Origin of the sequence: Petrimonas sulfuriphila, from assembly GCA_038561985.1 — a bacterium.
GTDB classification, from domain to species: domain Bacteria; phylum Bacteroidota; class Bacteroidia; order Bacteroidales; family Dysgonomonadaceae; genus Petrimonas; species Petrimonas sulfuriphila.
On the sequence record CP073276.1, the window covers coordinates 3,113,433 to 3,136,661 of the forward strand.

General features: G+C 46.0%; 19 protein-coding genes. 8 read left to right on the forward strand and 11 right to left on the reverse strand.

Going from position 1 to position 23,229, the window contains the following annotated elements:
• Positions 1–48 precede the first annotated feature (48 nt).
• The 5 genes from KCV26_13210 (at position 49) to KCV26_13230 (ending at position 6,858) form a co-directional block, all read left to right on the forward strand.
• A complete protein-coding gene (locus tag KCV26_13210; protein WZX36250.1) occupies positions 49–1,947 on the forward strand; it encodes a methylmalonyl-CoA mutase small subunit in 1,899 nt (632 codons plus the stop codon).
• A 15-nt stretch (positions 1,948–1,962) separates the two neighbouring features.
• Positions 1,963–2,865, forward strand: coding sequence for a prenyltransferase (locus KCV26_13215; GenBank protein ID WZX36251.1), 903 nt, complete (start codon positions 1,963–1,965; stop codon positions 2,863–2,865).
• A gap of 150 nt (positions 2,866–3,015) precedes the next feature.
• The gene (gene scpA, locus KCV26_13220) at positions 3,016–5,166 is read left to right on the forward strand and encodes a methylmalonyl-CoA mutase (GenBank protein WZX36252.1); all 2,151 of its coding nucleotides are present in this window, start codon (positions 3,016–3,018) and stop codon (positions 5,164–5,166) included.
• Positions 5,167–5,285: 119 nt separating this feature from the next.
• A complete protein-coding gene (corA, locus tag KCV26_13225) occupies positions 5,286–6,350 on the forward strand; it encodes a magnesium/cobalt transporter CorA (protein WZX36253.1) in 1,065 nt (354 codons plus the stop codon).
• A gap of 13 nt (positions 6,351–6,363) precedes the next feature.
• The gene (locus KCV26_13230) at positions 6,364–6,858 is read left to right on the forward strand and encodes an O-acetyl-ADP-ribose deacetylase (protein ID WZX36254.1); all 495 of its coding nucleotides are present in this window, start codon (positions 6,364–6,366) and stop codon (positions 6,856–6,858) included.
• A 12-nt stretch (positions 6,859–6,870) separates the two neighbouring features.
• Here the strand turns inward: KCV26_13230 and KCV26_13235 are convergent, their stop codons facing one another.
• Genes KCV26_13235 through KCV26_13245 form a run of 3 tightly spaced genes read right to left on the reverse strand, consistent with a single transcriptional unit; the run spans position 6,871 to position 11,493 of the window.
• Positions 6,871–7,581, reverse strand: coding sequence for a response regulator transcription factor (locus KCV26_13235; GenBank protein ID WZX36255.1), 711 nt, complete (start codon positions 7,579–7,581; stop codon positions 6,871–6,873).
• Between the two features lie 7 nt (positions 7,582–7,588).
• Positions 7,589–8,662 (reverse strand): sensor histidine kinase, encoded by a 1,074-nt coding sequence (locus tag KCV26_13240; protein ID WZX36256.1) that lies wholly within the window; start codon positions 8,660–8,662, stop codon positions 7,589–7,591.
• A 47-nt stretch (positions 8,663–8,709) separates the two neighbouring features.
• On the reverse strand, positions 8,710–11,493 hold the full coding sequence (locus KCV26_13245; GenBank protein WZX36257.1) for a TonB-dependent receptor: 2,784 nt from the start codon (positions 11,491–11,493) through the stop codon (positions 8,710–8,712).
• Positions 11,494–11,701: 208 nt separating this feature from the next.
• Here KCV26_13245 and KCV26_13250 point away from each other — a divergent pair, with 208 nt between their 5' ends.
• Positions 11,702–12,880 (forward strand): putative sulfate exporter family transporter, encoded by a 1,179-nt coding sequence (locus KCV26_13250; protein ID WZX36258.1) that lies wholly within the window; start codon positions 11,702–11,704, stop codon positions 12,878–12,880.
• A gap of 163 nt (positions 12,881–13,043) precedes the next feature.
• On the opposite strand, the gene KCV26_13255 is transcribed toward KCV26_13250, so the two are convergent.
• Complete coding sequence (locus tag KCV26_13255) at positions 13,044–13,913, reverse strand: hypothetical protein (GenBank protein WZX36259.1); 870 nt, start codon at positions 13,911–13,913, stop codon at positions 13,044–13,046.
• A gap of 201 nt (positions 13,914–14,114) precedes the next feature.
• Here KCV26_13255 and KCV26_13260 point away from each other — a divergent pair, with 201 nt between their 5' ends.
• On the forward strand, positions 14,115–14,318 hold the full coding sequence (locus KCV26_13260; protein ID WZX36260.1) for a hypothetical protein: 204 nt from the start codon (positions 14,115–14,117) through the stop codon (positions 14,316–14,318).
• Between the two features lie 163 nt (positions 14,319–14,481).
• Here the strand turns inward: KCV26_13260 and KCV26_13265 are convergent, their stop codons facing one another.
• Positions 14,482–15,099 (reverse strand): hypothetical protein, encoded by a 618-nt coding sequence (locus KCV26_13265; GenBank protein WZX36261.1) that lies wholly within the window; start codon positions 15,097–15,099, stop codon positions 14,482–14,484.
• Positions 15,100–15,104: 5 nt separating this feature from the next.
• On the opposite strand from KCV26_13265, the gene KCV26_13270 reads away from it, so the two are divergent.
• The gene (locus KCV26_13270; GenBank protein WZX36262.1) at positions 15,105–15,656 is read left to right on the forward strand and encodes a TMEM43 family protein; all 552 of its coding nucleotides are present in this window, start codon (positions 15,105–15,107) and stop codon (positions 15,654–15,656) included.
• A gap of 137 nt (positions 15,657–15,793) precedes the next feature.
• On the opposite strand, the gene KCV26_13275 is transcribed toward KCV26_13270, so the two are convergent.
• The 6 genes from KCV26_13275 to KCV26_13300 form a co-directional block, all read right to left on the reverse strand.
• Positions 15,794–16,969: an OmpA family protein gene (locus KCV26_13275; GenBank protein WZX36263.1), complete on the reverse strand. Its 1,176-nt coding sequence runs from the start codon at positions 16,967–16,969 to the stop codon at positions 15,794–15,796.
• A gap of 347 nt (positions 16,970–17,316) precedes the next feature.
• Positions 17,317–17,670, reverse strand: a complete 354-nt coding sequence (locus KCV26_13280) for a hypothetical protein (protein WZX36264.1) — start codon at positions 17,668–17,670, stop codon at positions 17,317–17,319.
• A 130-nt stretch (positions 17,671–17,800) separates the two neighbouring features.
• On the reverse strand, positions 17,801–19,288 hold the full coding sequence (locus KCV26_13285) for a hypothetical protein (protein ID WZX36265.1): 1,488 nt from the start codon (positions 19,286–19,288) through the stop codon (positions 17,801–17,803).
• A gap of 250 nt (positions 19,289–19,538) precedes the next feature.
• Positions 19,539–20,894, reverse strand: coding sequence for a hypothetical protein (locus KCV26_13290; GenBank protein ID WZX36266.1), 1,356 nt, complete (start codon positions 20,892–20,894; stop codon positions 19,539–19,541).
• A 152-nt stretch (positions 20,895–21,046) separates the two neighbouring features.
• Positions 21,047–21,577 carry a hypothetical protein gene (locus tag KCV26_13295; GenBank protein ID WZX36267.1) on the reverse strand — a complete coding sequence of 177 codons (531 nt, stop codon included), beginning with the start codon at positions 21,575–21,577 and terminating at the stop codon, positions 21,047–21,049.
• Positions 21,578–21,658: 81 nt separating this feature from the next.
• Positions 21,659–23,176, reverse strand: coding sequence for a DUF1565 domain-containing protein (locus KCV26_13300; protein ID WZX36268.1), 1,518 nt, complete (start codon positions 23,174–23,176; stop codon positions 21,659–21,661).
• Positions 23,177–23,229: the final 53 nt, after the last annotated feature.

Consider the following 23,229-nt stretch of genomic DNA (forward strand, 5'->3'; position numbering starts at 1 on the left):
TTCTGCATTAAACTTGGAAAAACCCAAAATAATAAATATGAGTAAACTATGAGTAATCAGAAAGAAAAACTTTTTACCGATTTCCCTCCGGTATCCACCGAAAAGTGGATGGAAGTTATTAACAAGGACCTGAAAGGGGCTGACTTTCAAAAAAGACTGGTGTGGAAAACAAACGAAGGTTTTAATGTAAATCCTTTCTACAGGGCTGAAAATATCGAAGGATTTCTTTCGGCCAGAAACCTGCCGGGGCAATTCCCTTACGTGCGCAGCACAAGAAAGGATAATGTTTGGTATGTGCGTCAAGATATTGACGTGAAGGATTATGCCGAAGCCAACAGGAAAGCCTTGTCGCTGTTGGATAAAGGCGTCACATCGCTTGGGTTTCATCTTCCGAAGAATAACCTTTCGGCGGAAAACCTTAAAGTTCTCCTCAACGGCATCGCTCCCGATAAAGTGGAGTTGAACTTCAGAACCTGTATCTCCAAAACACACGAACTTGCCCGGTTGGTGGTGGCATACGTTACATCGCAAAACCTGGATCTTCTGAAATGTTTTGGCTCCATTGAGTACGATCCGTTCCGGAAGATCCTGAAAAAGGGAGTGGATGTGCCCAACTGGATGGACGATGCTGCCGAAATGGTGAAAATTACGGCTTCGCTTCCCCGCTACAGAAGTATTTCCATTACCGGAAACTTGCTGAACGATGCCGGGGCATACAGCTACCAGGAGTTGGGCTTCAGCCTTTCCTATGCAAACCAGTTGTTGGGTGCACTTGTCGGAAAAGGGCTTGCCCCGTCGTTGGCAGCCAAAAAAATTAAATTTGAATTGGGTGTAGGATCCAACTATTTTATGGAAATTGCCAAATTCCGTGCAGGACGTTGGTTGTGGGCCGAGATTGTGAATGCATACAAGCCGCCTTGCCCTCCTTATATTGAATGTGAAAACACTGCTACAGACGGCACTTGCCTTTGTGCGGCCAAAATGAATATTCACGCTTCCACATCGCGATTTAATCAGTCGCTTTATGACCCGTACGTGAATTTGCTACGGACACAAACCGAAGCTATGTCGGCTACTCTTGGTGCGGTGGATTCGCTGACCGTACGTCCTTTTGACGAAGCGTTTGAAACGCCATCCGAATTTGCGAAACGCATTGCCGTGAATCAGCAACTGTTGTTAAAAGAAGAAGCACACTTCGATAAAGTTACCGATCCTTCTTCGGGCTCTTACTATATAGAAACATTAACTGTATCGCTTGCCGAACAAGCGTGGAAATTATTCCTCGAAACTGAAGAAAAAGGTTTTTACGAAGCTCTCAAAGCAGGTGCTGTACAAGATGTCATCGCAGCATCGTCCGATGCTCGTTTTAATGCAGTGGCCAACAGAAAAGAAATTCTGCTGGGAACCAACCAGTATCCAAACTTCACGGAAAAAATGGCTGAAAAATTAGCTGATCCTAAAGATCATTCGTGTGGGTGCGGTACTGGAGACAAGACGGCACTGAAGCCGCTTGCGATACGGCGTTTGGCCGAACCGTTCAACACGCTTCGTTTGGCTACCGAAAAGAGCGGTAAAACACCGAAAGTGTTTATGCTTACTATCGGAAACCTGGCTATGCGTCTCGCTCGTTCGCAATTCTCCAGCAACTTCTTCTCGTGTGCAGGATACCAGATCATCGATAACAACGGTTTTCCAACAGTGGAAGATGGCGTAATTGCTGCCCGTAATGCAGGAGCCGACGTGGTGGTCCTCTGTTCAAGCGACGACGAGTATGTGGAGTTGGCTCCCAAGGTTTTTGATCTGTTGAAAGGCGGAAAAGAGATCTTTGTAGTTGCAGGCGCTCCCGCTTGTATGGATGATTTGAAAGCTCACGGAATTGAATACTTCATCCATGTTCGCAGCAACGTGTATGAAACGTTGAAAGGGTTTAACAAGAGATTACTCTAACAATCCAAACAAAATATGCCCAAGCTCAAACACTGGTTAATGGTTGCACATCCCTGGTCCTGGCCCGCGTCGGGATCACCGGCAATGATCGCTTTTTCGTACGTGTTTTACATGTACAAAACCGGTGTTGTGGCTGAAGTGAATTGGCTCTTTGGCATGTTGGCGATAATCGGAGCAGTAATATTCCATGCAGCCGGAAACCTCATCAGTGAATATCACGATTACGTAAGCGGAGTGGATAAACTGGAAAAAACAGGCCCCGTACGCCTTATCGTTCTCGGTATCTTTGAACCGAAGCCGGTGTTGCTGTACGGGTACTTGGTACTGTCTGCAGGTATCCTCCTGGGTATTTACCTGTTGGTAAACACAGGGTTTCCTTTGCTTATTATAGGAACAATAGGGATTATCAGCTCCACACTTTATTATAAGTTCAAGTATGCCGGTATGAGTGACTTGGTAATATTCATCTGTTATGGATTGTCTATCACTTTAGGCGTGGTGTATGTCATGACAACGGAACTCTACTGGCCGATATTGCTGATCAGCACACCCGTGGGAATGCTTATCGTAGCTATACTGCACGCTAACAATACCCGCGATATGCTTCAGGACAAGGAAGCCGGCATTAAAACGCAAGCGATGAAGTTGGGGCTGGAGGGATCACAAATAGTGTATCAAACGTTGTTGCTGGTGGCTTATCTTATAGTAGCTATTGCCGTAATGATGCGTTTTCTGCATCCTGTTGTTTTTGTGGTGCTCGTTACTTTTCCATTGGCCATAAAAAACATCAAACTCATGAAAAAAGCTACTGTTGACAACCTGGTAAAAATACAGTTTCTCGATACCTACACGGCAAAACTGGTATTGATGTTCAGCGTGCTGTTATCGGCGGCAAACTTTATCGCACCGTTTGTCTAGACAAAAAGAAACAAGAATCAAGACATTGGGCTTGGATTGATAGGAAAAATAGTACACGATTAAAGATAAAGTACATTTCATACAGAAAAAATAGTATTTAAAAGTCTTGGCTCTTGAATTTAAGAGTCCTGACTCTAAAAAAGAAAAAATATGAAACCTGATTTCAAAAGTATTGATTTTAAATCGGCTGGCTTTGAAGCAACAGACGTTGCCGAGTGGGCTGAGAAAAATGAAATAAAAGCCGATTGGCTTACACCGGAACAAATTCCGGTAAAACCTGTATACACAAGGGAAGACCTCGAAGGAATGGAACATCTCGGATATGCTGCCGGAGTGGAGCCTTTCTTGCGTGGACCTTATTCTACCATGTATGTAATGCGTCCGTGGACTATTCGTCAATATGCCGGATTTTCTACCGCCGAAGAGTCCAATGCCTTTTATCGCCGCAACCTGGCTTCGGGCCAAAAAGGATTGTCCGTTGCTTTCGATCTACCCACACACCGTGGATATGATGCCAACAACGAGCGTGTGGTAGGCGATGTGGGCAAAGCTGGGGTATCGATTTGTTCGGTGGAAGACATGAAAATTCTTTTCGATGGAATTCCGCTTAACAAGATGTCTGTTTCCATGACCATGAACGGGGCTGTGTTACCCATCCTGGCTTTCTATATTGTTGCGGCACAGGAACAGGGAGCTAATCTGGAAGAGATGGCTGGAACGATTCAGAACGATATCCTGAAAGAATTTATGGTGCGAAACACCTACATCTATCCACCCGAATTCTCCATGAAAATCATTGCCGATATTTTTGAGTTTACGTCACAGAAGATGCCGAAGTTCAACTCTATTTCCATTTCGGGATACCATATGCAGGAAGCAGGAGCGACAGCCGATATAGAACTGGCTTATACCTTGGCTGATGGCATTGAGTACCTGCGTGCTGGAATCAACGCGGGCATCAATATCGATGCTTTTGCTCCCCGCTTGTCGTTCTTCTGGGCCATTGGTATGAACCACTTCATGGAAATTGCCAAAATGAGGGCAGCCAGGCTGCTTTGGGCGAAGATTGTGAAAAGCATGGGCGCGAAGAACCCAAAATCGATGGCGTTAAGAACCCATTCGCAGACATCAGGTTGGTCGTTGACCGAACAAGACCCGTTCAACAATGTGGGACGTACTTGTATCGAAGCTATGGCGGCTGCTCTGGGACACACGCAATCGTTGCACACAAATGCATTGGACGAGGCCATCGCTCTGCCGACCGACTTCTCGGCCCGTATTGCCCGTAACACGCAAATCTATATCCAGGAAGAAACGCAGATCACCAAACAGGTTGACCCGTGGGCAGGCTCCTATTACGTGGAATCGCTTACCCAGGAACTGGTGGACAAAGCGTGGGCGTTGATTCAGGAAATTGAGAAACTGGGCGGAATGGCTAAGGCTATTGAAACGGGTGTTCCCAAAATGCGTATTGAAGAGGCTGCCGCACGTACTCAAGCCCGTATCGATTCGGGAGCACAGAAGATAATCGGTGTAAACGTTTGCCGGCTGGAGAAAGAAGACCCCATCGATATTCTTGAAGTGGATAATACCGAAGTACGGAAACAGCAAATTTCCCGGTTGGAACAACTTAAGGCCGGACGAGATAACGAAGCGGTGCGCAAAGCGCTGGACGCCATTACCAAATGCGTGGAAACTAAACAGGGAAATCTCCTTGAACTATCGGTCGAAGCAGCACGGGTTCGCGCTACACTGGGCGAAATATCCGATGCCTGCGAAAAAGTTGTAGGACGTTATAATGCAGTAATCAGAACAATTTCAGGAGTGTATTCAGCAGAATCAAAATCAGACGCCACGCTCGAGGAAGCACGTGCGATGACCGAAAAATTTGCCAGGAAAGAAGGCCGCCAGCCGAGAATCATGGTGGCAAAAATGGGACAGGACGGACACGACCGTGGAGCAAAAGTGGTTGCTACGGGTTATGCCGACTGCGGTTTCGATGTGGATATGGGACCGCTCTTCCAGACTCCGGCAGAAGCTGCCCGCCAGGCCGTAGAAAACGATGTTCACGTGCTGGGCGTATCTTCGTTGGCAGCCGGACATAAAACGCTTGTTCCTCAGGTCATTGAAGAACTGGCTAAATTAGGCCGTCCCGATATTATCGTTATCGCCGGTGGTGTAATTCCCGCCCAGGATTACGATTTCCTTTACAAGGCAGGGGTTGCCGCTATTTTTGGCCCGGGCTCCCCGGTGGCGAAATCGGCCATCCAGATTGTAAAGATCTTGTTGGGAGAAGAATGATAGGAATTACAATTCTCGATTTCGGAATTGGGTTTTAACAAGTTGCGGGTTGCGAAACTTTTTTCGTAATCCGCATTTTTTTTATGAAATGATTAACTTTGTGAAAATCCTAAATTTTTATGCCTTATATTCCACATAAGAAGAAAGAAGACATTGGCCTTTCACCCTATGAATTGAAATTCAGAGGGAAAAAGAAAGCCGAAGACATACGTGTTCAGGTCATCGATTTTGACCTGGAAGGGGTACGTGAAACGGAAATAAAAGATACCGGGGAACTGAGGAAGTATTTGAGCTCTGATTCCATCACCTGGATAAACGTTGACGGATTGCACAACGAACAAATTATCCGTGATTTGTCGGATATCTTTTCTATTCCCGCTGATATCCTCTCGGATGTGATGGAGCCATCGTCCCGTCCACAGGCGGAGGAGTTTGATAACGGTTTCTTCGTTTCCATAAAGATGATGGAGTTTAATGAGAAAAAGAACAGAATGTCGGTCGATAACCTGAGTCTTATCGTGATGGACAAGATTCTTGTCACTTTTCAGGAAGAAAAAGGCGATGTGTTTGAACCTGTCCGGGAAAGGATCCGCAAGCACAAAACTAAAATCCGCACATCCGGATCCGATTATCTGGCGTTCACCCTGCTGGATGTCGTGATCGATAATTATATCTATATTTTAGGTGTTTACGGCGAAAAAGTGGAAACACTTGAAGGAAAACTTATTCTGGACACCAATAAAGAAACACTTAAGATAATCAACCTTTTTAAACACGAGCTCAATAATTTACGTGTTGATATAAAACCGGCAAAAGAAATGATTATGGGACTGGTGAAACTGGATACGGATTTTATACAGGAGGAAAACGAAAAGCATTACAAAGAGCTTCAGGACAATATTAATCAGGCAGTTGACCTGCTTGATTATTACCGCGAAGTACTTTACGATGAATTAAACATGTACCATTCATCGATGAGTACAAAACTCAATGACACCATGACCGTACTCACCATTTTTTCGGTGATTTTTATCCCGTTAACTTTTATTGTGGGTGTTTACGGAATGAATTTTGATAATTTTCCCGAGTTGCACTGGAAATACGGATACTTTATCGTCTGGGGCATAATGTTACTCATTGTCGCCGGGATGATTGGGTATTTTAAAAAGAGAAAATGGTTTTAATCGATTGAAAAAAATGAAAATTAAATGGGTAAAAGCCGATATAACCCGACTGGAAGTGGACGCTGTTGTAAATGCTGCAAACAGTATGTTATTGGGTGGAGGTGGGGTAGACGGGGCGATCCACCGTGCTGCAGGGCCGGAGTTGCTGGAAGAGTGCAGAACGTTGAACGGTTGTGAAACCGGAAAAGCTAAAATAACCCGTGGTTACCGGTTGCCGGTAAAACACGTTATACATACGGTAGGACCCGTTTGGCACGGTGGAAGCCGAAACGAAGAGAGTCTGCTGAAGGAGTGTTATGTAAATTCACTTAAACTTGCCGATGAGCAAGGATTGAAATCGATAGCCTTTCCCAACATCAGTACCGGGGTTTACCGGTTTCCGAAGGAAAGAGCAGCTGAAATAGCTGTGGATGCAGTGAAAAATTTTCCGGCTAAATTTGTGGAAGAAGTTACTTTCGTGTGTTTTGATGAAGAGAATTTTGAAATTTATAAGCGGCGATTGGAATAGAATATTTTTTATTTACTTCCCATTAATTTCTTCCATAAACGCTTTGCGGTAAGTTTCACCGATAGGGATTTCGTGCTTTCCGATGATAATGCGGTTTTTTTCTACCCGGACAATCTTATCGCGATTCACGATAAACGACCGATGTACGCGAATAAACCGTGTAGCTGGCAATTCATCTTCCATCGATTTCATACTCATGAGCGTAAGGATGGGCTTGGGATCTTTACCGGTGAAAATTTTAATATAATCTTTCAACCCCTCAACCAATAGGATGTCATCAAAAAGGACATGCACCAGCTTATAGTCGGAGCGGACGAAAATTCCCGAAACTTCAGATTCTCCCTTCTCCTCCGAAGCGGCTTTCATTTCAAACCATTCCAATGCCTTTTTCGAAGCACTTAAAAATTCGGAGTATGAGAAAGGTTTCAGTAGATAATCCAAAGCATTGACCTTGTACCCATCCAGAGCATATTCGCTGAAAGCGGTAGTGAAAATAATACGAGTGTTTTTATCCAGGAACCGCGCAAATTCCATGCCGTTCACTTCAGGCATTTGAATGTCGAGAAAAATCACATCTATGCGCTCGTTGGGCATATTGTTCATCGCCTGTATGGCACTGGAGTATTTGCCGGTCGAGTTTAAAAAAGGTGTTTTCTGCACATAAGAATCAAGTAATTCCAATGCCAGAGGCTCATCGTCAACTATCCAGCAATTCAGTTTCATAACGTTATTAATTTTCTTTCGTATTGATGATCAAAGTGGTGGAGTAGGTGTCTCCGGTAACTTCGGAATCCCATTGATACCGCCCTGGATAAGCCATTTCCAACCGTTTTTTAACGAGCCCTAGTCCGATTCCGCTACCGCTCTTGTCTGCCTCCGACTTGGGATAGTAACTGTTCCGGGAAACAAATTCGATTTTTCCATCGGGTGTTTCCGACAAAGAAATATCGATAAATGATGGTTTATCACCGCTGATCCCGTGTTTAAAAGCATTTTCAATCAAAGATATAAAAATTAACGGTGCTATGGGGGTACCGCTGTTTGTTTTTACTGAAAGTTGTGTGTTCAGCTTTACATTTTCAGACAGCCTGATCCGCATCAGGTCAACGTAATTTTTGATAAAATCCACTTCCTGATGCAAAGGAACAAGCGGTTTGTCGTTGTCGTAAAGGATGTGACGCAATAGTTTACTCAAATCTAGCACAGCCTGTTGTGCTTTGGAAGGATTAAATTCCACCAGCGCATAGATGTTATTGAGGGTGTTGAGCAGAAAGTGAGGGCTGATCTGATTTTTCATGTTTTGTAATTCAGCTTCCGATTTTGCTTTTTCCAGCTCTTTCCGCTCACTCTCCACTTCAAACCAACGAAAAGTCATTTTCAGGGCAACGCTTAATCCCATCATGGTTACTAAAGTAGTTAAGTTCCGGATGACAAAAAGCCAGGGCGAAGGCCTGAATTTACGGCCACCGCGTCGCGGCATATGTTCCGGGCTTATCCATCGCAACAAATCATTTCCAAAATGCATGAGTACGGCAGCGGCAACGATCAACAGCAAGTTATAGAAAATGAATTCCCTTGTTCTCCCTTTAAATAAAAACTGTTTTATCAGCAGAAAATAATTGATATAGAAAACCAGCAACAATCCCAATGTATCGGGTGTTGAACGGATGAACAGGTCCCAGCGAAAAAGCCTTTCCCGGTCAATAAAAAAATAGGGTGCAACCACAATCATGCTCCACAATAAAATGTGCACAAGAATGACTGCGTATGTATTGGTCGTGTTGTTCCTGATGCGATTTTCCATTGTAAATCCAGTTTAAAATTTGGGTAATTAAAGGTGTCTCCGTAGCATTAACCGCCATGGCCACGTCCAAAACCTCTTCCGGGACCTGGACCGTGCTGAGGCATCATGTCTTCTCGTGTTGCTCCATTTTTAAAAATATTGAAACGATAAACAAAGTGCACCATGAAGTAGGTGGTAAGCGTGTTGGTTGTTGTGTCACGAATATAGTTGGACGTCACAGATCTACTGATGTTGCTACGTTGTTGCAGAATATCATATATCTTTAAACGGATGGTGCCGTTCTTTTGTTTAAACAATTGCTTCTGAATGGAAGCATTCCATAACCACTCGTCTTGCGTAAAACCATCGGAATAACCTGAATTGGTACTGTAGTTGATATCGCTCTCAATGGACATATCCCAGGGAAGGTAAAGGGTGGTATTGGCATTTCCCCCGTAGTTCAGGAACTCCTGGTCGCGTTGTCCTTCCAGGCTGTTTTTTACTTTATTATAGCTAATATTACCGCGGATCCCAAAGTCTATCAGGTCCGACCGGTAGTTTAACCCGAGCGTTTCACCCAGATTGAGCCTGCGGCTCAGGTTTTTCTCCAGATTAGAGAAACCGTTTGCATGATTATAGCTGGCAAATGACATGGAGAAAACAGAGAATCTGATGTTCTTCAACGGGATATTCATCATCATACGGCCGTTAGCATTCCAGTTCCCTGTCACGTTTTCATACGTGGTTTCCCTGCGTCCCGTTTCCCGGTCGGTCATGGTGGATGAGACAATATCATTAGTCAGGTAACGGATGTCTCCAAAAAAACCCATGGAACGGTTCTTCTCGGGATTAAAATTCTGGTAACGAAGGTTTAGCCGGTGTTCAAAAGAAGGCTTCAAATCGGGATTCCCATAAGTGATGTTCAGCGGGTTCGAAACATCCACCACCGGAGACAGTTGGGTTACCGAAGGTTGATCGGTATTGCCAAAATAACGGAGCCTCAGGTTATGCTGTCGTGTCCATCTGTAGTTGAACTGCGCCATGGGTGCATAATTGACCACATCTCGGGTAAAATCACTGATTTTATTGTCTCCTATAAACGTTTTGCTTTGTGAGCTTGAAGGTTGTACAGAGAACCCAATCGTATAATCGTACTTCTGACGAACAGACTGAAAGTTAAACTCAATCTCCTGATTGGTGAAATTATTTTCCAGACGTTTGCTGTACTGTTCATCTAAAACCGTGTAATTACCTGACTCATCCTTAACACGGGTATCTTTATCCGATCCGGAAATATTTTGGCGATACTGATAGGCAAACTGAATAGCGTTGTTGTTTCCCAACGGCTCAACGTAAGATACATAACCGCGCCAGTTTTTGGAATCATTGGTATTGACAAACCGCTGATCAATAAGGTCATCGGGTTTCGTCCCGTTGTAAAAAGTGTTGGATAGATTTGTCCCTTCATTTTCAGAATCGGACATTCCTCCACGCAACTGGACACTCAATATACGGCCTTTTTTACCGAGTGTACGGCTCACATCCAAACGCGCAGAAAGGTTCTTCCCATCACCCGTGGAATTATATCTTGAATCTCCGTAATTTATGGAATCCTCCAGGGTTTCGGTTGTGGTCAGAAAGTCACTGAGCTCAGTCCTTCGATTGTTGTAAACCGATCCTTCAGGATTAAAAATAATTCTTGTCAACGTATCGGGTGTCCATTCCAGGCGCAGGTCCATGTTGAAATTCTGGCTGTAATTGTTGCTGGAATTATTTTCGTCTTCCAATGTGTTACCACTGCTGAGAATATTTTGTGTATGTGTTTTGGAAAGTGTATTGTTGTCAGTATTTCCATACCGGAGATTACCGCCGAGCTTCAGTTTGTTGGTAAATTGCTGGCTGAAATTAAAACCTGCATTTCCGGATGTGGTGATTCCGCTTCGTCCGCCAAAGAACATCCTTCTACCTCCACCGCCTCCACTTCCAAACATCGAAGATGCCAAATCGGAAAATCCGGCATTGTTGGTGTTGTTAAAACCACCCAAAACAGTATATTGGTTCTTGTCCTTCATATAATTGACCATCGCATTCCCTTCGTACCGGTCTTTTGTGCCGTATCCCACAAAGGCGTTACCAAACAAACCTTCTTTCATCCCGGGTTTTACCATCAGGTTGATGATGGTCTCTTCTTCTCCGTCATCAAATCCGGTCATCTGCGCCATATCTGTTCTCCGGTCAAGGACTTGCAACTTTTCGACCATTTTGGCGGGCAGATTCTTCGAGGCCACTTTCGGGTCAGTGCTGAAAAACTCTTCACCGTCTACCATGATTTTTTTTATTTCGCGGCCGTTAACGGTTATCTTCCCTTCCGAATCTATTTCAATCCCCGGCATCTTTTTCAGCAGATCCTCGAGAATAGCACTTTCGGTCACCTTGTACGAGTCAGCATTGTATTCAACGGTATCTCCCCTGACTACAATTTCTGCAGCTTTTGCCGTTACCACTGCCGCATCGAGCAGGATATTGTCTGTTCCCAGCTCAACGCTACCTAAATTAGCCGTTCTGTTTGTATTACTGATGGTCACATTACGAAAAAGATCATGGTGGCCAACATACGTAACGTGTATAATGTAGTTTCCGTAAGGAACCGATATAGCAAAATTACCTTCCTGATCACTGGCTACTCCGTTGAGATAAAGGCTATCTTTCTGATGTAAAATGCGAACATTGGCTTGGGCAACAGGCTCTTTTGTCTCCTGATCGACAATTTTCCCCGTAATTCTTCCGTTATTTTGAGCGAAAATTGACACCCCGATGAGTAGTAATCCGATAAATAAAACAAATCTTTTCATACGTTTATTAATTTAACTGATTTTGATAAGCGATCGACCAAAACTGTAAATTCGCTGTTAAAACCGGAACAAAAATAACCGGATGTCACCTGGATAACAAATGAAATAGACAAACGAGTGGATTGTATCGACGAAATGACGTAAATAACGGATGAGAAATAAAATTTATTTATACCTTTGGCGAAGAAAATCAAAAATCTCATTCAAAATGTTAAAATCCTTAAAGAACGAAGACTGGACGGCTACGCTCATTGGTGGAGTCATTTTGTTGCTTGTCATATTGATGCCGGGTTACATGAAAAATCCGGTAGTTTTGTTTACATCAATTGCCGTGTTATCCTACCTGGGATATCTTTTTTTAGGAAACAAAGATAAGGGACAATTTATCTTATCCTTTATCATTATCTACGCACTTGCCTTGTTGGCTGATGTGATAACCGACGTGGCTTTTGTGAAAAAAATGGGGCTGGAATCGGTCTTTTTCTCTGTTCTGATAGGATTGATTGTGCGTAATACGATTGGATTACCCAAATGGATGGGAGCTGCCGTCCGGAGTGAATATTACATAAAAGCGGGCTTGGTTATCCTGGGTAGCAGCATCCTTTTCGGAGAAATTATGAGGGCGGGCAGCCTGGGTATGATTCAAGCCGTAATTGTGGTGCTAAGCGTGTGGTATTTCAGTTTCTGGGTTTCGCGGAAGATGGGTGTTGATTCTGAAATGTCCATGATGTTATCGAGCTCAGTTTCCATTTGCGGTGTTTCTGCTGCCATTGCTACTTGCGGAGCCATCAAGGGCGACCCTAAAAAACTCTCTTTCATTGTTTCGCTTGTTCTTATTGTCGCTATCCCGATGATGTATATCCTGCCTTTCTTTGCCAAATGGATGGGATTGAGTGAGCAGGTGGCCGGGGCTTGGTTGGGAGGCACTATTGATACTACGGCTGCCGTGGTGGCTTCGGGAAAATTCATCGGGGAAACGGCAGAGCAATACAGCGTTATCATTAAATCGGCGCAAAACGTGTTGCTGGGTGTTGCTGCTTTTGCTATATCCATTTACTGGTCTTACAAAGGTACAAATTCCAATATTCGTCCTTCGGGGAGTGTTTTGTGGGAGCGTTTCCCAAAATTTGTCCTTGGGTTTCTTGTGGCATCGCTGATCTTCAGCTTTGCTTTTGAACCGGCAACCGGGAAAAGTCTCTCGAAAATTGCCCAGGAATCGCGCGGGTTGCTCTTCTCGTTGGCTTTTGTTTGCATTGGCCTGGAAACCAGCTTCAGGGATATCTTCAAGAAAGAAAATTCAAAATATATCTGGTCGTTTCTTATTGCGCAGGGATTTAATATTGTCCTGACGCTTGTTGTTGCGTGGTTTCTGTTCAGAAGTTTCTGATTTTCATATTTGTTTTAAAGATTTTAGAACCAAGAGCCATGGCTGTGGGCTATGTGATGTCTGATGCTAACTGCCAACTTATTACGCCCACATGGGTTCTCCGGGCACGTTGGGTACGCTTCCGCCCAGGATATTCTGCGTGAGTTCAATGTCGATAATTTCGCTACAGGGCACTTCTCTCCAGCAATTGTTCCGTAAGGGACACCGCTTCGCGGTCGGGACGGCAATCGAGGCGATAAACAGGCGTGCGTTTCAATATGTCGCTCAGGGTATAGGTTATCAGTTCCTTGTTGTGCGAGTTGGCACGCATCACACTGGCAGATTGCAGCAACGATGAAATGGCGGCCAGCCCTTTCTGCTGCGTGAGTTTATTTTCGTGGTGCTGATACAGGTGCACGAAAGCGGCAACTTCTGCCGACCGGTTTTTGTAGCACGGCGTTTTTCCGCTCCACGGTGTACCAAATACGCGCACCATACCATTGGAACAAAGGCGCACCACCGGTTCGTCATCGTTCAGCAACGCGCAATCCGGCACAAATTCCTGCCACAGGCGGCTGTGAGTGCTTTTGCCCGTACCGCTTTTGCCGAGAAACAGCAACGCTTTGCCATCCGCCTCAATTACCGAAGCGTGCATTTTTACGGTTTTCACCGGGGCCGATGCCATCCCGAAAGCCATGACGAGGAAATTATTGAGAAACAGCGCCTCATTTTTCGTCACCAGCGACAGGTCGGTATATATATGCTGCCAGTCGTGGGTGGCATAGAGCACCTGTTTGCAGTTGTTCAGTTGCATGGTTATTGTCCATCCGCCGGGAGTATTATATACTTCGTATTGGATGCCGTTCCACTCGAAACTGTCGTAGCGCGGGCAACTGGGAACGGCAAGGGGCAGATCGCACGACAAGCGGAACAGCACGCCGTTTGCCGCATCATGAACACGAAACAGATCGAAATTGGGCAGCAACGCTGCCGTTGCCGATGCATCGGGCGTTTCAATGGCTACGGTATGTCCGGCAATTTGATAATGTAACATGCGTATTAGGGTTCGAATTCTTTATGACACAAATTACCGCTCGAACTTGTTCGCTCGTTTTGACGAGGAACTTGCGCGAGCGGGGGATACTTCAACGCGCTACATCTATATGGAAATAATGAACCAAAAACCGATTTTGCTGTTTTATTCTTGTGGTTATATGATAAATAATTTATATTTGTAACCATAAAATATGTTGTTATGAACACATCAACCAAAGGTTTCTACATTGAATTGCCCGCAACCGATTATCAGTTTTTCAACACATTGGCCAAGAAAATGGGCTGGAGTGTGAAAACTAAGAAAAGCGTATTGGGTGACTTTATTAAATCGCGTCCGAAGGATGTACCCATTTCAGATGATGAGATTTTGAATGAGTTATATGCCGTCCGCTATAAGCGATGAAAATCATTGTAGATACAAACATCTGGATATCTTTTGTGATTGGCAAACGGTTGTCGTCTTTGCAAAAGATTGTACACACACTTCACAGAAGTGCGCGAGCTACGGAGGCTTCTCAAAGTAGCGGCTGCTTTGGAAGCAGCAGCTACTTGGGAAACTTGTGAATTTAGTTCTTCAGCAACGTCAATACATCGGTAAAGGTTTGGTTGCCGAAGGTGTAGGTTATGGTAACCTCTTTGAGCGTATCGCTCGACGTGACGGTGTATTCCGTTGTGGGTATCTTGGTTAGATTATTATCGCCATTGATATCGGTAGGTTTCGCAAATTGCGTGGCATCCTTGGCATAATAGGCTCTTCCCTTTAAGGTGGTGCTAGCTTTCGCCCACGATATACCGGAACCGACGTTCATCCACACAACAGTGCCGCTGTTCCAGTCATTGCCCCAACGCCCCCACATGTTTAACCGTGCGTATATGTCGGTGGTTGCCTCGGAATTGTTGGGCAGCCTGCCGGTAAGCGTGAATTTTACGCCTTCAGCGGCTTGATAGCCGGGGTTATTGGTGCTATTGAACCGCGCCGACCATTTACTACCCGTATCCGTATCTTTATTCAATCCTATCCCCGGGGAGGTGTTGCTATTGCTCTGTAACCATCTTATAAATTCGGGGTCGTTTACCGTGGGAGTAAGCGTGAGGCCGATATCGTTTGATTTCCCGGGCCAGGTATAGATGGGCGTGTTGGCAATGGCGATGCCGGTGGGAGGTATTAAGAACCTGTTGCCCAACAATAATGTGCCAGAACCAGTGTATTCGGCATAAATATGATATCGTTTATATGGGCGGGTCGTCCACCAATCCGCAGATAGGCGATGTGCGGGTAACGATAACTAAGACCGAGCCGTGCGATATTTCTATTTTGGCAAAAGTAAACGGAAACACATTTGAAAAGTATGTGGCAAAAAACGGCAAAACCGTATCCCGCGTGGCACAGGGGACGGTCGGCGCCGAAACAATGTTTGCCGATGCCCATTCCGAAAACTCGATGATGACGTGGATGCTTCGGTTAGTAGGCGTCTTGATGGTTATCGGCGGGCTGTGTGCTATGTTCAGCATTGTCGAAACGCTGTTTAAAGTCCTTCCCTTTTTGGCAAATATCGTTGGAGCGGGTGTAGGGCTGATAGTTGCGGTAGCGGGCATTGCGTGGAGCGTGTTGGTTATCGCCATTGCGTGGCTGGCATACAGGCCGGTAATAGCGATAGCGCTATTGGTTGTTTCAGGCGCGCTGATTTTCTACCTAATCAAGCACGGGAAGGAGAAAAAAGCCGCACTTGCCGCTGTTTAAGCATATCGCACCTGAACAGCGGCGTCTATATCCTCAAACTCCGTACCGCCAAAGACACCGGCACATACAAGGTGGTGAAGGAGTAAAGAAGTCGAAAGGGCGGAGGCTTGGGAGTGGCGACATTCCTGCCGCCACTCCTATTCCAAACTTAGTGTTACGACAACTCTTCTCGCTTCTTGGCTATATCCGCCTACTTCATCCACACCCATACCCTTTGCTGATACAAAACGCTGGGAATTAATACCTTTACCGGTCAGATAGTTGCGGAGCGAGTCGGCTCGTTGCTGTGAAAGAAGCGCATTAATCCTTTCCGTTCCCGTTACGTCGCACCAGCCTTCTATGCGGATTGCCGTTTCGGGGTAGGCATGGAGAACACGGAGGATTTCATTCAGGTTTTCTTCGTTGATATCCTTGTGTATAACAGCGCTTCCCCTGCGGAAATAAACAGGAGGAATGCGGAGCGCCGCCACTTCGTTCTGATATGCTTTGGCTTTGGCTTCAGCATCTGCCATTCGTTGTTTTTCGGCATCTGCCAACATTTTAGCTTGCGCTTCTTTTTCAGCCTGCTCACGTGCCAATTGCTCTTGACGGAGGCGTTCGGCTTCGGCGGCTTTTTGGTCGCTGTCATCGGGTGCGGGTGGAACCATAGACGTCTGTCCGTCCGTTTTCATAGACGGACGTCCGTCCGTCTTTACGGGATTGGGTGCGGTTTTGCCCAGATGGAAGGTTACGCCCACCGATGCGTTTGCCATGAGGTTCACGCGCCAGAGGGGGTCGTTGTTCACGCCTTCGAAGGCTTCGTTGCGCATCCACAGCAAGCCGCCGCGCAGGTGTGCCGATACTTTGGGCGAGAAGCGGTAACGCAGCCCCAGGTCTCCGCCCGCGGCATAGTTCCAGCCACTCTCGGCGATGCCGTAGCCGTCCAGTTTCTTGTTGTCGGCGGCGGCATAGAGGGTGGGCGAGAACTTTTGGGCATATATTGCCGGCGCCAGCTCAATATCGAACGGCGTGTAGCGCCCGCCGCGGATAAGGCTTATCAAACCCATTTGCAGGCGCAGCCCGGCTTGCATATATTGGGCTTTGCTGTAAATATCGCCCAATTTCATATCCGATGGGTCGTACTGCACGTATTTGATGATACCGGCTTTGTTGAAGTAGTCGTTTATCTGATGCTCTTTGGCGCCGAGGCGGCCGATACCGTAATCGAACGATAGCTCCGGCGAAAACCATCCCCCGATGGTATATCCGGCAAACACGCCGCCGCCGTAGCCCGGGCGGGTTTCTTTGCCCAATGAAAAGAGGTCGCCCCACATAAGGGGGGAATTTGCCTGCACGCCGAGGTAAAAGCCGCGCGGGTTGCTCTCCGCCGCGTCAGCCCGCTGCGCTTGCGCACCCATAGATAGGGTAGCGAGCAGGACGATAAAAATTATTCTTATTTTATTCATAAACTTTTTTTTTGTTTTACGTTGTTTTTGTTTGTTCGCTCGTTCGGATGTTCGGATGTTTTGGAGCTTCGCTCGTTTGGTTGTTTGGTTGTTTGGATGTTTAGTTGTTTGGATGTTTGGATAATACCAACAGCCAACAGCTAACAGCTAACAGCCGATACTTTTCATCCGTTTTCAGAACGTGCTAATGGGTTTGTCTCCGTCGGGGCTTTGGGTTAAAAATCCCCGCGTCGGGGGGTCTTTTCAATAACGATTACCCGGATAGGAGCAATGCCCTTTTGGGAAATGGTAAGCGTGGTAATACCGCCGGCAGAAGTTCGTTTTATACTGCCTGTTTTTATGGCGTTTTTTACTGTTTGCATCACGCGGGGGTCTCCCACCGGTTGTTGGGGTGCGGGACCAAAATCCACTATTATAATAGGCCCGCAGTCTTCACCGCCTATTGTAATAATGCCCGGACTGCGTTTCACCGGTTGGTCTTCTATTACTTTTATCAGGTTTTCTTTTACCCGTCCGGTAAGGGGGCGTCTGTACAGCAAACCCGCTTTTTTTATGGTTTTTGTTTCCATTGTTTTTTTTAATTTAGCTGATGTTTTTTTAGTAGCCGGTTAGCCCGCTTGCCGCAGGGTAACCGACTGTTCTGAAATCGACAGCTCCAAAGCCCCCAGCTGCAAACGAGGGGGAGAGAGCGCGGAAGAATTATTGCTTTGTGAAATAATACCTTCTATGCCTACCGTCTGAATCATCGTACGAATATACAAGCTCGGTAGCGGTAAGTTTACGTATTTTTACGTGGGCGTATTCCGGAATAGAGGGAGGATAACTTGTGCTTTGTTGAAGCCACAGCCCGCCGATGGTATAGGTGAAATTATTGGTGTTGTTGGCCACCCCTGTGTTCGTAGTGAGGAACTGCACCGAGTATTTTGGGGGCATCACGTTATACCAGATTCCATCTTCTAACATCCTTAACCTGTTCAGCTCCCAATTGCCAATGATAAGCGCCGGATCAATGGAAGTAGCTGCAATTTCGTCAAATTCGACTCTGACAATGGCAGTTCCTTGATAATCGTTCAATGCTTTTGAATACACTTTTCCGGGGAAGGGCAAGACTGTTTTGTCGTCATCCAACCATTGCACCACTTCATAGCCTTCGGCGGGTGTAGCCGTAAATGTTACAGGTTGCTTAGTAACATCAACAACTGAAGGGCTAGTAACAGGCGTGCCATCGGACATTTTAGCTGTGATTGTTCCTGATCCTGATTGTATCCTGAATGTTACATAGGCGTATTTGCGTAACGCATCATCGGGAGTTAATCCCGTTCCTTTACTAATCTTGTAGGTAACGCCTTTATATACAATGATGATGGCAGTGGGGGTTTCGGTAATGGTGAGGTTGGCGTCGCCGTCTTGCCCGGCAGGTCCTTGCGGTCCGGTGGCACCATCGGCACCGTCTTTTCCGTCAACACCGTCTTTTCCGTCAACACCGTCTTTTCCGTCAACACCGTCTTTTCCGTCAACACCGTCTTTTCCGTCTTTTCCAATAGCTTTCACGGGGTTGCCGTTGGTATCTTTCACTTCTTGCCAGGTGGTTCCTCCGTCGAGGCTCATTTCCCAGTTTCCGGTGGTGTTCACGCGCATTTGCGGCGTCTTGCCGTCTTGCCCGTCTTTACCTGTGGCAGGTACTTTATTGCCTTTGGCATCGAGCATCCACTCGCCGTTGATGGTCCAATAGAGCACGCCGTCGGTGTGGAGTTTTACGTTAACAATAGGGGTATCGCCCTTGTCTCCTTTGTCTCCTTTGTCTCCTTTGTCTCCTTTGTCTCCTTTGTCTCCTTTGTCTCCTTTGTCTCCTTTATCGCCTTTATCTCCTTTGTCTCCATTTTTAAGGGTGATTTTTGAGCCGTCGCTCATGGAGAGTTCATAGCCTGTGCCGTCTGCCAACGGATTGTACGATACGATGCTTACTTTTTTCTCTAAGGCATCAACCAGTCCTTTGATGGTGGCAATGTCGGTGTTTACTGTCTTCACGAGGTCTTCGAGAGTCTTTATGCGCGCCTCGTGGTCGTTTAGTGTTACCAATTGGTTTTCTTGTCTGCGCAGGATTTCATCGAAATCGGTGCGCTGGCATCCTGCTGATAGAATCAACGCGAGGATGGCGAGTAATGTAAATAAATTTTTAGTTTTCATTTTTTTTTGTTTTACGTTATGTTTGGATGTTTAGTTATTTAGTTGTTTAGTTGTTTAGTTGTTTGGTTGTTTAGTTGTTTGGGTGTTTGGATAATGCCAATAGCTAACAGCTAACAGCCAGCAGATAATAGGGCCGTCGTCTTCGCCGGGGCTTCGGTTTGCAAATCCTCGCGAGCGGGGTCATTGCATCTCAACATCAAACTACCGTTATCCAACTTGTTAGTTTCTCAAACTATGACCGATTACCCGCTTACGGATATTCTACGGTCAGGTTGTTAGTTCCGATGCCCCGCAGTTGGGTCTTACCGTACGAGCTGCCGTTGTACAGTTGTTTGAAGCCGATATCCACCATGCGGTGTGTGCCGTCTTTCATTTTGAAAATAATGTAAGCCGTGTGATAGCGGTCTATGATAACGCCAAACGCGTTGCGGGTATAATTCCAGTCGGGATATTTGATAACTGCTTTCACGGGTACGCGTCCATCGTCGTAAATTGTTTTGGCAATGGCTATCATCTCTGCCTCTAATTTTGGGTTGCTGATAGCAGCTTTCGGTACTTTCTCCAGCGCATTGAAGTCGTATGCTTCCAAGATATCCATCCATTGGGATTTTATGTGTTTTTCCCATTTGGGATAATTGTCTTTGGATAGTTTTTCGTACGATGCCAATCCGTCATTGTAATCTTTGTCTTCCACCTTTTTGGGGTGCGTTTTCATATCCTCAGCCGCCAGCTCCAATTGATAGCCTTTGTATAGCCCGATGCCCCAGTTTTGCTGCTTGCTCAGGTTTACAGATTCTACCATGGTGTTGAAGAATGTGTTTTTTACATTTTCAAAAGGTGTGTTTTCTTTATAGAGTTTCAGCAGCCTCGCTTCTTCGGCTTTCCACTGTTTAATCAGGTCAGATGCAGGCGCATTCACATCGCCGACGTATTCAATCAAACCGCGTTTGTATCCGAACCCGTGTTTCTTATCGGGGGAGGCTTTGAAAAAGAGTTCATCTCCTTTTTTGTAGCCGCATATTGTGCTCGCGTCTTCCACATCTACTCTGATTTTTCCATTTTCCATAGCACGCAATAAGGTGCGCGCCTCTAAGAATAGCGGATAGGCTTGCTTGGGAAAAGCTTTGAACACAGCAAAATTGGCATTGATAATAAACTCGGCAGGGATGCCGGGGAATCCTTTTCCCCACTCGTAAACTACGGGCGGTGAATCTTTTCCCGAACTCATCTGCCATGCTAAAATCGTGCGCTGGCTCATAAACAAATTGTTGGTTTCGTTGCCGCTGTTCGCGTAGAAAAAGTTTGGCTCTCTATGATAAGGGGCATAGTAAATATTGGGGTCCAATTTTTCGTACGATGCTTTCAGTTGACTCATAGATACGCCCAAATAGGGGTCAATATCTGTAGTGGAAGCGGTGGACTGTGATATTTGTTTTTCCGCTTGTTCCGAAAGTTTTGTTTCGGTTCGTTCTGTGCTTTTATTGACTGTTTTTTGGGTTTCTTTTTTCACGGCGTCTTTTGCTTTGTTGAGCAGCCCGCCAAGCTGCGCTTGTGCGGTACCTTGTACCGCCAATGCAAGGATGAGAATTGCAATTATTTTTTTCATTTTATTTTTAGTTAATTTGTTGATTAGTTAATTGTTCGGGTGTTTGGGTGTTTGCCTGCCTACCGCAGGCAGGGACGCTTCACTCGTTTGGGCGTTGGGTTGTTGAAACAAGGCATGCTTTGTCTTTGCTGTTTATTTTACCGATGAGGTGGTTATTGGCACATTAAGTTACTTGTTTCTCTTTTTGTAATTTTGTTTTTTCCTTCCGGCTTTGTGTCATCCTCTTCATCATCGTTAAATCCTCCGGTAAATCTTCGCACCATATCTACCTGATTGCGGGCAGAGAGAATGTCGCCGATTATGGGTATGTTGTACGCTCCGCGCACCATCCAATTTTGTATTGATTCGGGCATCATTCTGAAAATCCTTGCCCGCAGTCCCACTTTTGCACGGTGTTCTATGCTGGAGCTGACGGCGCCCTTGATAAGTTCTTCGGATGTAGGAAGTTGTTCTCTTCCTTTCGCGTAGCGTGTAAATCCTTCAAAAAGCTTGTGGTATTCGTCGGTTAATGGGGAGTTGAGGAGTTTTTTCTCAAAATCGGCTTGGTCTTCGCACGTCTTCCCGAATTCCTCCATGCGCGAAAACAGCTCTTCGGCTTTGCTCTTTGCTTCCGGCGGTAAATTAAAAGCGCTGTACAACGACTCCCGCCTTGTTTCGATTGATTGTAAGATTCCTTGGTTCATAGTTGTTTGGGTGTTTGGGTGTTCATCCGTTTACTTGTTTCAAACTATAAAATTGTTTCGTGCACCGTTCACTGCTCACCGCTAAATCTGTTCAATCATCTGCGCCCCATACTTCGGCATGGCTCCAAACAGGTCGAATGCTTTTTCGAGCGGATAGATATTGCCGTACATGGATGTATAGTTGCTCTCTGTGCCGCGCATGTTCATCCCCAGCGCCGAGCGGAAGATATTTTCCGAAGAGTTGGGGTTGTGGGTAGATACAGACGAACCTTCCATGTTCAGAAATGCTTTGAGGTAGGCGTCATCTACCGCCTTGCTGAATGTCTTCACTTCGGCATCGGTCATTTCGCGGTTGCCCTCGTATTTCACTAATTGATCTACATCTTCGAAACTTTTAGCGAAGACGCGTAAGAACTTTCCGCCGCCTGACGGCATCGCGAGGTCGGCTTCTATGTTTCCGAAAAAGAGGTTGTCCCAAGCCGATGTTTTGCGGGCTGCTTCCTTGCTTTTGTCGGCATCCACGTATGTACGGTCTAAAGCTGAGAAATCGGAGCACCCTATAATGTTATTATACACATCGGCATTTATTCCTGTCATATAGCGGAATCCGTATCCCATGTCTTTGTCGCTCGGCACCCAGTCCCTCCGCCAGGTAAAAAGCACGGTGTTGTTGTGAAACTCTACGGCAGCTTCGCCGGGCGTTTTGTTCATGCTGCGTACTTCGCACGCCGCCATCCGGCTGGCGAGAAATACATTGTTATAGATATTCCAATTCCCGCCGATATTGCCCATTTGTATGCCAAAATGGCTTCCGTTCAGGAAAACACAGTTGCGAATGGTAACTTGACCTTCTACATCGCCGTGTATCAGTTGGTTGGAAACTGTTGTAATTCCGTTCATGGAAGGCTGGTTGATTTGTTTTCCGGGAGGATTCAGCAGGCTCGATTCCAACCCTTCGGGCGCTTTGAATTTTGGATTAGGCGGATTGGGGATGACGTATTTGTTCATCTGTCCTTTGTCTAAAATCATTCCGTCTATAAGAATTACGCCGGTGCGTTTGCCGCGCACGTAGATGTCGAGCAGCCCGTAGTTGGCGTTGGTGCCTCCGGCAGCGGAACCGGGTTGTATCATGGTGCGGTATTTCAGCGGGTCGCGCTCGGAGAAATCATCGGAGTAGCCGCCCACGATGGAGATGTATTTCTTGATGGAAATGTACCCCGCGTCTAATTTTCCCAGGTAATTTCCTTGGGCCACCAGAATGACGGCTCCTTCGGGCGCATCGTCCACCGCGCGCTGTAAGTCTTTGAGTGGCGATGATTTGCTGCCGTCATTACGGTTGCTTCCTTTGTTTGCCGAAACATAAATGGTTTTTGTCCCTTTGGGGATTTCGCCTTTAGCAACGGCTTTCCCGCTGCCGGATGCTGCGCCGGATGTTCCAGCGGAAGCTGTCCTGTCCAATTTTTCCTCCGCCTTGTCCACTGCTTTTTGGGTTTCTTTTTTCACGGCGTCTTTTGCTTTGTTGAGCAGCCCGCCGAGCTGCGCATGCGCGGGAACTTGTACCGCCAATGCAAGGATGAGGATTGCAATTAGTTTTTTCATGTGCTTTTATTTACCAATTGTTATTGATTATTGTTGAACTGTTGAATCGTTGA